Annotated in this window: 12 protein-coding genes; all 12 read left to right on the plus strand. The window is 75.1% G+C overall.

The window, feature by feature from the left end:
• Nucleotides 1–52 precede the first annotated feature (52 nt).
• The 12 genes from ACFW6A_RS06025 to ACFW6A_RS06080 all read left to right on the plus strand — a co-directional run bounded on the left by ACFW6A_RS06025 (nucleotide 53) and on the right by ACFW6A_RS06080 (nucleotide 13,707).
• The gene (locus tag ACFW6A_RS06025) at nucleotides 53–529 is read left to right on the plus strand and encodes a hypothetical protein (RefSeq protein WP_351849704.1); all 477 of its coding nucleotides are present in this window, start codon (nucleotides 53–55) and stop codon (nucleotides 527–529) included.
• Nucleotides 520–999: a GNAT family N-acetyltransferase gene (locus tag ACFW6A_RS06030; protein WP_386638948.1), complete on the plus strand. Its 480-nt coding sequence runs from the start codon at nucleotides 520–522 to the stop codon at nucleotides 997–999. The genes ACFW6A_RS06025 and ACFW6A_RS06030 overlap by 10 nt, the downstream gene beginning before the upstream one ends.
• A complete protein-coding gene (locus tag ACFW6A_RS06035) occupies nucleotides 996–2,636 on the plus strand; it encodes an amino acid adenylation domain-containing protein (protein ID WP_386638951.1) in 1,641 nt (546 codons plus the stop codon). The genes ACFW6A_RS06030 and ACFW6A_RS06035 overlap by 4 nt, the downstream gene beginning before the upstream one ends.
• Nucleotides 2,629–3,546: an alpha/beta hydrolase fold domain-containing protein gene (locus ACFW6A_RS06040; protein WP_351849710.1), complete on the plus strand. Its 918-nt coding sequence runs from the start codon at nucleotides 2,629–2,631 to the stop codon at nucleotides 3,544–3,546. The genes ACFW6A_RS06035 and ACFW6A_RS06040 overlap by 8 nt, the downstream gene beginning before the upstream one ends.
• Entirely contained in the window at nucleotides 3,543–5,177 is a 1,635-nt protein-coding gene (locus ACFW6A_RS06045) for an AMP-binding protein (protein ID WP_386638955.1), read from the plus strand. The genes ACFW6A_RS06040 and ACFW6A_RS06045 overlap by 4 nt, the downstream gene beginning before the upstream one ends.
• A complete protein-coding gene (locus tag ACFW6A_RS06050) occupies nucleotides 5,168–5,878 on the plus strand; it encodes a rhodanese-like domain-containing protein (protein ID WP_351849714.1) in 711 nt (236 codons plus the stop codon). The genes ACFW6A_RS06045 and ACFW6A_RS06050 overlap by 10 nt, the downstream gene beginning before the upstream one ends.
• A 68-nt stretch (nucleotides 5,879–5,946) precedes the next feature.
• Nucleotides 5,947–7,203: an NAD(P)/FAD-dependent oxidoreductase gene (locus tag ACFW6A_RS06055; RefSeq protein ID WP_386638958.1), complete on the plus strand. Its 1,257-nt coding sequence runs from the start codon at nucleotides 5,947–5,949 to the stop codon at nucleotides 7,201–7,203.
• A 203-nt stretch (nucleotides 7,204–7,406) separates the two neighbouring features.
• Nucleotides 7,407–7,958, plus strand: coding sequence for a DUF3291 domain-containing protein (locus tag ACFW6A_RS06060; RefSeq protein ID WP_351849717.1), 552 nt, complete (start codon nucleotides 7,407–7,409; stop codon nucleotides 7,956–7,958).
• Nucleotides 7,959–8,002: 44 nt separating this feature from the next.
• Nucleotides 8,003–9,979, plus strand: a complete 1,977-nt coding sequence (locus ACFW6A_RS06065) for a class I tRNA ligase family protein (RefSeq protein ID WP_351849719.1) — start codon at nucleotides 8,003–8,005, stop codon at nucleotides 9,977–9,979.
• Entirely contained in the window at nucleotides 9,976–11,163 is a 1,188-nt protein-coding gene (locus ACFW6A_RS06070; RefSeq protein ID WP_351849721.1) for an FAD-dependent oxidoreductase, read from the plus strand. Before ACFW6A_RS06065 ends, ACFW6A_RS06070 begins: the two co-directional genes overlap by 4 nt.
• A gap of 97 nt (nucleotides 11,164–11,260) precedes the next feature.
• Complete coding sequence (locus ACFW6A_RS06075) at nucleotides 11,261–12,544, plus strand: SidA/IucD/PvdA family monooxygenase (RefSeq protein ID WP_351849723.1); 1,284 nt, start codon at nucleotides 11,261–11,263, stop codon at nucleotides 12,542–12,544.
• Nucleotides 12,541–13,707 (plus strand): amino acid:polyamine antiporter, encoded by a 1,167-nt coding sequence (locus ACFW6A_RS06080; protein ID WP_386638963.1) that lies wholly within the window; start codon nucleotides 12,541–12,543, stop codon nucleotides 13,705–13,707. Before ACFW6A_RS06075 ends, ACFW6A_RS06080 begins: the two co-directional genes overlap by 4 nt.
• Nucleotides 13,708–13,738: the final 31 nt, after the last annotated feature.

Here is a 13,738-nt window from a genome sequence, read left to right on the forward strand (position 1 = left end):
AAGAGCACGTGACGGACATGGAGCACCACCCACGGGCGGAGACCGCCGCCGCATGAATTCCCTGACCTACTCACCGCGTCTGGTGAAGGCGCTGCCCCCGGTGCACGTGAACGGGCGGACGCTGAAGGCGTACGCGATGTTCGCCGACCCGGAGCGCGCCCACGACCTGCCGGAGCCGGAGTGGCTGGAGCACCACGCGGCCACCGTCCTGAGCGGGCCGCCGGGCGGAGGGGACCACCCGGCCGGCTTCCTGATCCTGCACCACGGCGCGGAAGGAACGTATCTGCTGGTGAGCCAGTGGTACGACGCCGACATGCTCAAGCACTGGGTGCGCGGCGCGGTGACCGACGCGGAGGGGAACACGACCTTCGCCCCGCTCGCCGAGCGGGACCTGATCGCCTGCGTCTGGGAGCTGGAGGTCGTGAAGTACGAGCGCGACGCATGGGTCAACACCGTGCTCGCGCGCGGAAACACCGGCCGGGACGCACTCGACGCATATCTGGAGACGACCTTCTCGGGGTGGGTGTGAAGCACGACATCGAGGTCCGGCGGATCGAACCGGGCCATCTGGACGCGCTGCTCGCGCTGTGCGTCGAGCACGCGGCGTACGAGAAGGCGGAGTTCACGGAGAACGGCCAGGTGGAACGCTGGCGTTCGGCGTTCTTCGCGGAGCGTCCCGCGCTGCACGGCTGGGTCGCCCTGGACGACGGCCGGCCCTGTGGCTTCATGACCGTCACCACGGACTTCGCCACCTGGAGCGCGGAGCGGTTCGCCTACATGGACTGCCTGTACCTCCAGGAGCCGTACCGCGGCCTGGGGCTCGGGCGCGTCTTCCTGGAGCGGCTGCGGGAGTTCGCGGCCGCCGAGGGGTGCGGCTGGGCGGAGTGGCAGACCCCGCCGGACAACGAGACGGGCATCGGCTTCTACCGGCGCATGGGCGCCCGCGCCAAGGACAAGGTCCGCTTCTCCTACGACGTCGGGGCGGGTGGTCTCGCGTGACCCCGGAATCCCCGCGCGCGGCGCTGCCGCCGTGGTCGATCGACCCCGCCGACCGGGAGCGGCCCGCGCCGGCGCTCGGTGACCTCGTCCGCGCGGCGGCGACCGCCTGGCCGGACCGCCCGGCCCTGCACGACGGACGTCTCGGGCTGACCTTCGCGGAGCTGGAACGGCAGGCCACGACGCTCGCGGCGTGGCTGGCCGGGCAGGGGGTCGGCCCGGGCGACCGGGTGGCGATCCTCGCCGAGAAGAGCGCGCTGATGCCGGTCCTGGCCATCGGGATCTGGAAGTGCGGCGCCGTCTACGTCCCGCTCGACGGCACGGCCCCACAGCCGCGGCTGCGCGGGCTGCTCGGCCGGCTCGGCCCCCGGGTGGTGCTCGCGCTCGACGACCGGGAGCCGGTGGCCGAGGGGGCGCGCTGGGCGGGCCGCGCGGAGCTGGACGGGGTCCTGTCGGGGCCGGCCCGGGAGTGGCCGACCGTGCCGCACGGTCCCGAATCCACGGCGTACATCATCTTCACCTCGGGCTCCACGGGCGAGCCCAAGGGCGTGGAGATCACGGTCGCGAACCTGGTCGCGTACTTCGGGAACCACAACGAGGTGCTGCGGTTCACGCCGGAGTCGCGGGTGTTCAGCCTGTCGCCGTTCCACTTCGACGTGTCGATCGAGGACACGCTGCTGCCGCTGTCTCTCGGCGCGTACGTCCACCAGTTCCGCGGGATGCACGCCGGGGCCGTGATGCGGGCGGTCATCGCCCGCGAGGGGATCACCCATCTGATCGCGGTCTCCACGCTGCTGACGATGATCACCGAGGGCGGCGGGCACGTCACCCGGGAGAACTTCCCGCGCCTCGAGATGGTGATGACGGGCGCGGAGGTCTGCGACCCCGGCGTCATCAACGTGTGGAAGGAAGGGCTGCCCGAGGTCCGGGTGATCAACGTCTACGGACCGACCGAGGCGACGATCGTCTGCGTCGCCCACGAGATCGAGCGGGCCGACCCGGAGCGCGTCGGCTCGTACCCGATCGGCCGGCCCCTGCGCGGGGTCACGGCCCGGATCGTGGACGACGGCACCGAGGTCCACGAGCCCGACCGGGTCGGCGAGTTGTGGATCGGCGGCGAGCAGGTGATGCGCGGCTACTACGGCCAGCCGGAGGAGACCGCCCGGCGCGTGGTCGAGGTCGACGGCGTCCGCCACTACCGCACCGGCGACCTGTGCAGCTACGACGAGAACGGCGACATCGTCTTCCGCGGCCGGAACGACGACGAGGTGAAGCTGGCCGGGCGGCGGATCCACCTCGGCGAGATCCGGCAGACCGTGCTGAGCTGCCCCGGCGTCGAGCGGGCCGCCGTCGCCCTCGTCCAGCGCCTGGGCCACGACGTGATCGCCCTCGTGGTGATGGCGCCGGACCGGGCCGTGATCGCGGACGCGGAGAAGCGGCTGGCGGAACTGCTGCCCGCGTACATGCTGCCGACCGTGATCGCCTGGTCGCCCGAACTCACCGTCTCCTCCACCGGGAAGACCGACGAGAAGCTGCTGATGGGGCGGCTGGCCGAGGCGGTCCGCGAGGCGAGCGCCACCCGTTTCGTCCTCACCCCGGACGGGGACGTCGAGCCCGTCGGCGAGGACGGCCATGCCTGACGCGGAACGGGCCGTGCTGCACCCCGAGTTCGGGCGGCTCGCCGCCGCCCGGAAGATCATGGGGGCACCCGGCTCCACCGGCTCGCTCACGGAGGACCGGGCCAACGCCGAGCGCTGGATCGCCCGGTTCGGCGGCGCGGCCGACCCCGACGACGGCGCCACGGTCGAGACGGGGCCGCACTCGGTCACCGTCCGGCCCGCCCGGGAGGAGGCGGACGCCCCCTGGGTGCTCTACGTCCACGGGGGCGGGATGGTCTACTACTCGACCGCCGTCTTCCAGCCCTTCTTACGCAGGCTTGCGGGCGAACTCCGGTCGCCCGTCGAGGCCTTCGACTACCCGAAGGCGCCGGAGCACACCGTGGAGGAGGCGGTGGGGCTGCTGGCCGAACGGATCTCCTCGCGCTGCCGGGCCCTGGCGGGCCGTCCGGTGGTCCTGGCCGGCGACAGCGTCGGCGGACTCCTCTCACTCTACCTCGCCCTGCGGGTCCTGCCCGGCGCGTTCGCGCGGATCGTGCTCCTCTACCCGGTCCTCGACCTGCGGACGGAGCGCCCGTCCTACCGGGCCTTCGGCGAGGGGCACTTCCTCGACCGCGACGCCATGCGGCTCTTCACCTCCTTCCTCGCCCCCTTCTTCGCGGCCCGCGGCTTCGACCCGATGGACCTGCCGGAGAGCGAGCTGGCCCGACTCCCCGCCTGCTCGATCGTGACCGCCGGCTGCGACGTGCTCCGCGACGAGGGCCTCGCCTGGGCCGCGTCCACGGCCGCCCGCGCGCCGGGCCTGCGCCACCGGCACTTCCCCGACCTCCCGCACGACTTCTGCCTGTACGCCGGACGGCTGGCCTCGGCCGGGAGCGCCGTCGCCGAGATCGCCAGGACCGCCTTCCCTCTCGAAGAACGGGGTCGCCCGTGACAGCCCGAACCGGTGCGGTGACACTGCCGCCGTGGTCGACCGATACCGCCGGCACGGCCGGTCCGCCGCCCGCCCCGGGCGATCTGCTGGCGGCGCCGGCCCGCAAGTGGCCGGACCGCGCCGCGATCGACGACGGGACGGTGGCGCACACCTTCGCCGAGCTGGAGGAGGGCGCCCTCGCGGTGGCGGCCTGGCTGGCCGGCCAGGGGGTCGGCCCGGGCGACCGGGTGGCGGTCCTCGCCGAGAAACGGGCTGTCATGCCCATGATCATCATGGGCATCTGGAAGCGCGGCGCCGTCTACGTCCCCCTCGACCCCGCCGAGCCCGAGGAGCGGCTGCGGGGCCTGCTCGCCCGGCTGCGCCCCGCCGCCGTCCTCACCCTCGGCGACCGGGAGCCGCCGGCCCCCGGCGCCCGCCTGCTCGGCGGGGAACGGCTCGCCGGGGTGCTCGCCGGACCCGCCGCCCCGCACCCCACCGTGGCGCACGGACCCGAGGACGCCGCGTACATCGTCTTCGCCTCCGGGGCGACGGGCGAGCCGCAGGGCGCCGAGATCACCGCCTCCGGCCTCTTCGCCCACTTCACCGGCCACAACGAGGTGCTGCGCTGCACACCGGACTCCCGGGTGCTGAGCCTCTCCCCCTTCCACTTCGACGTGTCGCTCCTGGACACCCTGCTCCCCCTGTCGGTGGGCGCCTTCGTCCACCAGTTCCGCGGCCTTCCCGCCGGCGCCGTCATGCGCTCCGTGATCGCCCGGCAGCGCGTCACCCACCTGCTCGCGGTCACCGTGCTGCTCGGCCTGATCACCGGCGACGGGCGCCGGATCACCCGGGCCGAACTGCCCGACCTCGAAGTGGTCATGACCGGCGCCCAGGTCTGCCACCCCGACGTCCTGCGCGCCTGGGTCCACGGACTGCCGCAGACCCGGATCGTCCAGGCCTTCGGCCCGCCCGAGGCCACGATCTTCGGCTTCAGCCACCCGGTCGGCCCCGAGGACGCGGACCGCACGACCCCCTGCCCCGTCGGCAGACCGCTGCGGGGCGTCCGGGCACGGCTGGTGCGCGACGGCGCCGTGGTCGAGGGCCCGGGCGCCGAGGGCGAGCTGTGGGTCGGCGGACCGCAGGTCATGCGCGGCTACTTCGACCAGGTCGGGGAGACCGCCCGGGTCGTCGTCGAGGCCGACGGGACCCGGTGGTTCAGGACCGGCGACCTCTGCGCGTACGACGCCGACGGCGCGCTCCTGCTGCGCCGGTACGACGAGGGCGTCACCTGGCTGGCCGGGCGCCGCACCCACCTCGCCGAGATCGGCCGGGCCGCCCTGCGCTGTCCCGGCGTCGAGCGGGCCGTCGCCGCCCCGGTGCGGCGCGACGGGCGCGACGCGGTCGCCCTCGCCGTCGCCTCGAAGGACCCCCGCACCCTCGCCGAGGTCGCGGAGCACCTGCGCGGCCACCTGCCCGAACCCCTGCGCCCCGTCCTGCTGGCCCGGACGCCCGCCGCCCCGGCCCCGCAGCCCGGGGACGCGGAGCTGGTCCGGTGGCTAGCGGAGGCGGCCCGACACTCCCAGTCCCCGTACGTCGCGCTGTCGGCCGACGGCGCCGCCGAGCCTATCGATGAGGTGGAGACATGCCCGTAGCGGTGAACGACACGGTCAAGGAGAAGGTCGCCGAGTACCTGGAGACGGCGCTGGGCAAGCCGGTGGACCTCGCACCGCTGCCCGACACCACCCCGCTCAACACCCTGGGGCTGGACTCGCTGCTGACCATCAGCGTCCTCGTCACCCTCCTGGAGGACTGCGGGGTCGACCTGGGCGAGCACGCGGACTCGCTCGTCACGCCGAGCACCCTCGGCGACCTGTACGCCATCGCCGACCGGTTCCTCGGCGAGCCGGAGGCCCCGCAGCCCGCAGCCGCCCCCGCGGCCGGCGCCGGCACGGGCGAGCAGAGCGCCCAGCTCGCCTACTACCAGGCCAAGCTGGCCTACGAGACCGACTCCGCCGACCTCCTGGACGCCCTCGCCGCCGGCCAGGACCTCGTCGTCGTCGACGGGCGCAGCAGCGAGTCGTACGCGGCGGAGCACATCCCGGGCGCGATCAGCATCCCGCACCGCTCGATCTCCCAGGACTCGCTGGCCGGCCTCTCCAGGGCGCCGCTGTACGTGACGTACTGCGACGGCATCGGCTGCAACGCCTCCACCAAGACGGCGATCAAGCTGGCGACGGCGGGCTTCCGGGTCAAGGAGCTGATCGGCGGCCTCGACTGGTGGAAGCGGGACGGCCACCCGACCGAGGGCCACGCCGCCCCGGACCACACCCACCACGCCGCCTGCGGGTGCTGACCGGCTCCGCGCCGGAGCCGAGCGGTCGCCGCAGAAGCCCGTCCGAACGAGAAGTGGGGTACAGGAAGATGAGCACTGAGGAGTACGACGACGCGCCGCTGGACGTGGCGGTGGTGGGCGGCAGCCTCGCCGGCTGCGCCACCGCCGTCCACTTCGGCACGATGGGGTACCGGGTCGCGGTCTTCGAGAAGAAGGCCACGCCCGAGGCGTACCACAAACAGCTCTGCACCCACTTCGTGCAGCCGCACACCGTGCCCCTGCTGGCCCCCCTCGGGCTGGCCCACCTCCGCGAACCGTCCTGGTCGGTGGCGACCAAGGCCGTCTTCGTCACGCCCGGCGGCGTGGTCGAGACGCCCGGCACCGGCTACGACCCCGAGCGGCCGGACTCGTACGCGCTCAACCTGGAGCGGCGGGTCCTCGACCCGGCGATCCGGGAGTCCGCGCGGCAGCACGGCGCCCGGTTCGTGGAGGCCACCTCCGTGGAGGCGGTCGAACGGGACGCCTCCGGCTGGACCCTGGAGACCCGGAACGAGTCCGGGCCCCGGCGGTACCGCGCCCGGCTGGTCGTGGCGGCGGACGGCCGGCGCTCCCGGCTGGCGGGGCTGCTCGGCAACGAGGCGGAGAGCAGGCCCAACGAGCGCGCCGCGCTCTTCGGCTACTTCCGGGGGATCCCGGCGCCCGCCGACAACCGCTCGGTCTTCGTGATGAACGACCGGGACCTGGCCTGCAGTTACCCGCTCGTCGACGGCAGGACCGAGCTCGTCCTCTTCGCGGAGAAGTCGCGGGTGGAGGGGTGGCGGGGCGCGGACGGCCGGATGCAGGAGTTCCTGAAGTACTTCGACGGACTGCCGGACGCGCCCCCGGTCGCCGACGCGGTCCCGGAGGGGCCCCTGCTGGGCTACGGCGACTACCCGAGCCTGATCCGCCGCCCGGTCGCCGGCTCCGTGCCGTTCGTCGGCGACGCGGCCCTGTCGCTGGACGCCATGAGCGGCGTCGGCTGCGGCTTCGCGCTGCTCTCGGCCCAGCTGCTGGCCCACGCCTTCGCAGGACGCGCCCTGGACGCGGAGGGCGTGCGGGACGGACTGGAGGACTACCGGCAGCGGTTCGAGAAGACCCTCCTGCCGCACGCCGAGGGAATCTGCGGGGACTCGCTCGTCGACAAGGACGAGGCGACCCGGCGCAGGATGTTCGAGACCATCTGCGGCAACCCGGAACTGAGCCGGCAGTACCTGGCCCTGACCGGCCGCATGGTGCTGCCCGCCGAATTCCAGCGCGCGTTCATGCGGGGTCTGATGGCCCGCGGTTCGGGCGGCGCGCGGAAATAGGGGACGGGCGTCCCTCCGTCGCGCCGGAAAGGTCCGGGGAATCGCGGGACATCGCCACGGGGGTCACCGGAACACCACCAGGAGAACCCCCGGGAAAACCGCCAGAGCCGTCACCGGAAAAACCACCGGAACAAGAACCGGAAAAGCAGCCGGAAAAGCACCGGAACACCACCGGAACATCCGCGGGAAAGGAACAGAGGCCGATGTCGCGTGTCGCTTTCACGACGTTCGCGATCCTGAAGAAGCCGTACGGGAACCCCGAGGTGCAGGAGTTCGACGACCTGACGCCGCCGACCTTCGAGGAGGCCGAGCGCAGTCCGGGGTTCGTCGCCCGGGCGAAGGAGGACCCCGGCCAGAGCCACCTCACCAACTTCCAGCGCGACTGGGGCGACTGGGGCAAGTTCGAGGTGCCGCGCTTCTACACCGGCGGCCGGACGAACGAGACGGACAGCCGCGCGTCGACCCTCTCCCTCTGGGCCGACCTGGACTCCGTCTTCGCCTTCGTCTACGACGGGCTGCACCGCTCCACCCTGAGCCGTCGCCACGAGTGGTTCCTCAAGCCCGAGTGGCCCACGTACGCCGCCTGGTGGGTCTCCGACGACACCACCCCCACCTGGGCGGACGCCTGCGCCCGGCTGGAGCACCTGCACGACCACGGGCCCTCGCCGTTCGCGTTCTCGTTCCGCCGGCCCTTCGACGCCGACGGCGCCCCGACGCGGCTCGGCCCGGCCGAGCGGCGCGGCGCCGGCTCCTGACGCCGCACACCGCTCCGTCCCAACCACTCCACCAGGGGGTCCCCTTGATCACGCGCGCCTTCGACCGGTCGGCGATGAGCTGGTCCTACGAGATGCACCTGCAACCCATGCTGTCCGCGGCCGACATCGAGGGGCTGCCCTTCGGCTCCGTCTTCGGCAGCGTCCCCGGGCACACCGTGTCGAAGCGCCACGCCCACCAGGACGGCGAGATGTTCATCGTCCTGGCCGGCCGGGCCGTCGTCGTGCTCGGCGACGAGGAGCGCGAGCTGGGTCCCGGCCAGGTCTGCTACCTGTCGCCGTTCGGCTTCCACGAGATCCGCAACGACCACGACGAGCCCTTCGACATCGTCTCGGTGTACTGGGAGCACATCCCGAGCGCCGTCGCGGTCCTGGAGAAGGCGCCGCCGCGCGATCAGCTGGCGGACCGGACGCTGGTGTTCTGCCCGCCGCCGACGCCCAACGGCGGCCTCCACCTCGGCCACCTCGCCGGGCCGTACGTCCGCGCCGACATGCTGGTGCGCGCGCTGCGCAGCATGGGCCGCGACGCCCGGTATGTCACCGGGACCGACGACCACCAGTCGTACGTGGCCGCCGCCGCCCGGCTGCGCGGCACGGCCCCGGCGGAGGTGGCCACCGCCGAGGGCGACGCGATCGTGGCGACCCTGCGCGCGGCCGGGATCGGCGTCGACCGGCTCACCCGCCCGGCCGGGGACCCGGAGCACGCCGGCCGGATCCGGAAGCTGCTGGACCTGGTGGCCGCGTCGCCCGCGGTGACGGAGGAGGAGCGGGAGACCGCGTACTGCCCGAGCTGCGAGCTGTCGCTGCACCAGGCGTTCGCCCGCGGGGCGTGCGCGCACTGCGGGGCGGCCAGCGACGGGGAGATCTGCGAGGCGTGCGGCCGGCCCAACGAGGCCCGGGAGCTGACCGGCGTCCAGTGCCGGATCTGCGGCACGGCGGCCGTCACCCGGCCGGAGCGGGCCCTGTGGCTCGACCTGAACGCCCACGCGGACGAGCTGCGGGAGTACCTGCGGGTCTCGTCCACCTCGCCCGACCTGCGGATCCTCGTCGAGCGGCTGCTCGACGAGGGACTGCCGCCGTACCGGCTCGCCCGGACCTCCGAGTGGGGCGTCGACCTGGGCGGGGGCCTGGCCCTGGACGCCTGGGCGGACCTCGCCCTCACCTTCCTGGACGCCGCCCGGTCGGAGTCCGAGGAGGGCGGCCCGGCGCGGATCGCGCTCTTCCTCGGCTACGACAACAGCTTCTACTACGCGGTGCTGCTGCCGGTCCTGGCCTTCGCGGCCGGACTCGGCGAGCACCTGCCCGCCGCGTTCGTCACCAACCAGTTCCTGCACCTGGGCGACGAGAAGTTCTCCACCAGCCGGGGCCACGCCGTCTGGGCCGACGACGCGCTCGCCGCGGCCGGTCCGGACGCCGTGCGCCTGGCGCTGCTGCGCGACGCCCCCGAGGGACGCGTCACCCGGATCACCGAGGAGCGCGCCGGCCGGCTGACCGAGGACCCGCTGTACCTCGCCGCGCACGCCTGGCTCGACGGCTTCGCGGCGCTGGGCGACGGCGTGGTGCCGGGCACCGGCGCCTGGACCGACGCGCACCGCGAGTTCTACCGCCACCTCAACCTGATGACCCGTCAACTCGACGGCCTGGTCCTGCCGGAGGCCTTCAGCGCGCGCGGCTACGTCGACCTCCTGGAGTCCTTCGTCAGGCGCTGCGCCGAGTTCCGGGCGACGGAGGAGGTGGCCCGGCGGGTCCCGTCGCTGGCGGAGGAGGCACGGACCAGCCTGGCCCTGGAGTACCTGGCGGCCAAGGTGTTCGCCGCGCTGGCCTGGCCGGTCACGCCCGGTCTGGCCGAGCGGGTGTGGGGGTGGCTGGGGCTGCCGGGCACGCCGGTGCGCGAGGCCGACTGGTCCTTCCTGCCCTCCGGCACCCGGTGCGCGGCGCCCGCGCCCGTCGCCGCGCCCGCGAACGCTTCCGCACCCGTGTCCGCCGCGAGCGGGCGGTCGTGAGCGACCCCGACGGGGCCGGCCCGGCCGGCCCGCGTGACGGCGGGGAACTGCCCGCCGTCACGGACGTCGTGGTGGTGGGCGCCGGGATCACCGGCGCCGCCGTCGCGCACCACCTGGCGCGCCGGGGCGCGTCCGTCGTCGTCCTGGAGCAGGCGCCCCGTCCGGGCGCCGGGGCGACCGGGCACTCCGGCGGCATGGTGCGCGCCTACGACCCCGACCCGGCGACCGCCGCGCTGGCCCTGGCCGGCCTGGCGGCCTACCGGGACCCCGCGCGCTGGGCGTCGGGCCGGGCGCCGCTGCGCGCGGTCGGCGCGGTAACCGTCGCCGACCCCGCCGAGGAGGCCGCCCTACGGGTGGCGGCCGGGCGGATCGACGCGGCCCTCGGCACCCCGGCGCACGTGGTGACGGGGGCCGCCGAGGCGGCGGGCGTCCGGCTGGCGGGCGGGATCGCCCTGGTCGAGCCGGAGGCCGGATGGGTGGCCCCGGCGGAGGTCACGGAGGACTGGCTGGAGCAGGCGCGCGCCGACGGCGCCGTCGTCCGCTGCGGGGTCCGCGTCCGGGCGGTGGAGGCGCGCGGCGGGCGTCCTGCGGTGGTCACCGACGCGGGCACGGTCCGGGCCGGGGCCGTCGTGTCGGCGGTCGGGCCGTGGGCGGCCGACCCGGTGCCCGGGCTGCGGCCGGCCGTCCCGGTCCGCTCGCGGTCGATCCAGGTGAGCATCGTCGGGCGCGGTCCCGACGCACCGGCCCACGGGACCTTCGTCGACCTGCGGACCGGTCTGTACGCCAAGCCGGTCGGCGCGGACCGGACGCTGATCGGCATGCCGCACCTGGTCTGGGACGCGGCGGTCGACGCCCGTCCCGACCCCGCCCACGCACGGGCGACCCTCGCGGCGCTCGCCCCCCACTTCCCGTGGCTGGCGACCGCGCCGCACCTCGACACGGTCCGCGCGGCGGACGCCTACGGCCCGCCCGCGGACGGCGGCGGCCCGGCGGCCGGGCTGCTGGCCGGCACCGGCGTGCCGCACGTGTGGGCGGTGCGCGGCTGGAACGGCGGCGGCGTCAAGACCGCTCCGGAGGCCGGCCGCAGGATCGCCGCGGCGCTCCTGGCCGGCCCCGGCGACGCCGGAGGCGACACGGCTTCCGGTGCCGCCGGAAGCACCACGGGTCCCGGCACCCGGCCCTGACCCGGCTGACCGCACGGCCCCGCTCGACCGCCCGCGGCCGCCCTCGGCGCCGCCGGCCGCTCCACCACTTCTGTCCGCATCCCATCAAGGGGGAACAGTGACGCGCTGCCACGACGTGCTCGGCATCGGCTTCGGTCCGGCCAACCTGGCTCTCGCGATCGCCCTGGAAGAAGAGGGCCACGACCTCGACATACGGTTCCTGGAGGCCCGGCCGGGCCCGTCCTGGCAGAGCGCGATGATGCTCGACGGCTCGGACATCCAGAACCACCCCGTGCGCGACCTGGTGTCCCTGCGCAATCCGCGCAGCCGCTACAGCTTCATCAACTACCTCTTCGAGCAGGGGAGGCTGCTCGACCACCTGAACCTCCCGGTGGAGTTCCCGCTGCGCAAGGAGTACGCGCAGTACGTCACCTGGGCCGCCGGCCACTTCGAGCGGCTGGTCGACTACGGGACGGGCGTCACCGGCGTCGCCCTGGACCGGGACGCCGAGGGCCGGCCGTACTACACCGTCTCCACCTCGGCCGGCGAGACGCTCCGGGCCCGGGCCCTGGTCATCGGCACCGGGCGGGCGCCGTTCGTCCCGGAGCCCTTCGACGCCGTGGACTCCCCCCGCGTCTTCCACCTGACGCGCTACCTGCCGGCCCTGCGGGAGCTGGAGGAGCGGGACGGGGCGCCGCGCAGGGTGACGGTCGTCGGCGGCAGCCAGAGCGCCGTCGAGCTCACCCTCGACCTCGCCCGGCGCTACCCCCGGGCCGAAGTGACCACGCTGGTGCGGTCGCTGACGCTCCGTGAGAAGGACACCAGCCCGTTCAGCGAGGAGGGGTACTTCCCCGGCTTCACGGACTACTACTACGGCGCCTCGCGCGAGCGGAAGGACGCCATCGACCGGTACATGCGGCTGACGAACTACTCGTCGGCCGACGGGGACGTGCTGCGCGAGCTGTACCGGCTCATCTACGAGCAGCGGCTCGACGGCGAGCAGCGGGTCTTCGTCAGCGGCAGCCGCCAGGTCCGCGCGCTCGCCGTGGACGAGACCGGTGTGCGGATGACCGTGGACGAGCTGAACACCGGGGAGTCGGAGGAGCACGAGGCGGACTTCGTCGTGCTGGCGACCGGCTTCCGCGACCTCGGTCCCGCCGCCCACCAGGAGCGCGTCCCGGCGCTGATGGGCGGGATCGCCGGGGACTTCGCGTTCGACGCGCACGGCTACCTGTCCGTGGGCCCGGACTACGAGGTGCGGCCGGTGGCGCCCGACACCCCTGCGCTCTTCCTCAACGGCCTGTGCGAGTCCAGCCACGGCATCGGCGACGCCGGTTCCTTCAGCCTGCTGTCGCTCCGGGCCAAGGTCATCGCGGAGAGCCTCCGCAAGCGCCTGTCGTGAGGGAGCCTCCGGAGGCGGCCGGGGCGGAGGCGGCGCGGCGGCCGGTCCCGGCGCTCGCGGCCACGGTGGCCGGGGGCGTCCTCGGCGCCGGGATGCTCGTCATGCCGCCCGTCGTCGTGGCGCTGGCGGGCGGGGACGGGCTGCTCGTCTGGACGGCGCACGTCCTGCTGGGCGGCGCGGTCGCCCTGGTGCTGGCCGCGCTGGTCCGCGCCCGGGTCGGCCCGGCCTCCCTGGCGGGGGCCGTCGGGGCCCTGCTGGGCACCTGGGCGGAGCGGGTGGTGGACGGCGTCTTCGCGGTCGCCTTCACCGCGGGGCAGGCGGCGATCGCCTGGTTCGCCGCGACGGCGCTGCTGACGGCGGCGGACGGCGCCCCGCCCCGGGCGGGGCCGGACGGCCTGCCGCTCGCCCTGGGCGTGCTCGTGGCGGCCGGGGCGGCGGCGCTCGGCCCGTGGACGCTCCCGGCGGCGGTGCTCCGGTGGCGCCCCTGGGTTGCCGGCGTCCTGGCCCTGGCGTGCGCCGCGTGGGCGTGGCCGGGCGACCCGGCGACGTGGCACGGCACGGCGCTGGCGCCGTCGGGGCTCTCGTCGCAGGGCGCGCTGTGGCTGGCGCTCGCGGCGCTGTTCTTCGCCGGCGTCGGCTGGGAGGCCGTCACCGGCGGCGCCCCCGCGGCCGGCGCCGGGCCGGGGCGGACCGCGGCGGGGGTGCTCCTGGGGACGGCGGCCGTGGCCGTGGTCTACCTGGGGCTCGCGGCGGTCCAGGGCCGGGCCTCCCCCGGTCCCGCTCCGGGGCCGCTGCGCTGGGCGCTCGCCGGGGCGACGGCCGTCGTCCTCGCCTCCTACGTCCTCACCAACGTGCGCACGGCGGCCCGGATCGCGGCCCGGCTGTACCCCGCCGGGCGGCGCTCCGCCGGGCGGGGCCCGGCCCGGGCCCTGGTCGCGGCCGTCGGCGCGGCCTGCTGCGCCTTCGCCTGGGCGGGGGCGCGGGACGGCGGCGTACCCCTGCTGCTGCTCGGTCCGGCGGCCGCGGCGCTGACCGGTTACGCGCTGGGCGCCGCCGCGGCGGTACGGCACGGCGGGCCGCTCCTGCGGTGTGCCGGGGCCCTGCTGCTGGTGGTGCTCGCGGGCCTGGCGGTGCTCGGCGGGCCGGCCCTGTCCGGCGCGTGAACGCCGGCCCCGGGCCCGTACCCGCGCGCCG

Source organism: Streptomyces sp. NPDC058758 (assembly GCF_042746075.1).
GTDB lineage: Bacteria > Actinomycetota > Actinomycetes > Streptomycetales > Streptomycetaceae > Streptomyces.

What these genes read in the sequence shown, in the direction of transcription:
- ACFW6A_RS06050 (WP_351849714.1), top strand. Translation starts at nt 5,168, where the DNA reads ATGCCCGTAGCGGTGAACGACACGGTCAAGGAGAAGGTCGCCGAGTAC.
- ACFW6A_RS06060 (WP_351849717.1), top strand. Translation starts at nt 7,407, where the DNA reads ATGTCGCGTGTCGCTTTCACGACGTTCGCGATCCTGAAGAAGCCGTAC.
- ACFW6A_RS06025 (WP_351849704.1), top strand. Translation starts at nt 53, where the DNA reads ATGAATTCCCTGACCTACTCACCGCGTCTGGTGAAGGCGCTGCCCCCG.
- ACFW6A_RS06055 (WP_386638958.1), top strand. Translation starts at nt 5,947, where the DNA reads ATGAGCACTGAGGAGTACGACGACGCGCCGCTGGACGTGGCGGTGGTG.
- ACFW6A_RS06040 (WP_351849710.1), top strand. Translation starts at nt 2,629, where the DNA reads ATGCCTGACGCGGAACGGGCCGTGCTGCACCCCGAGTTCGGGCGGCTC.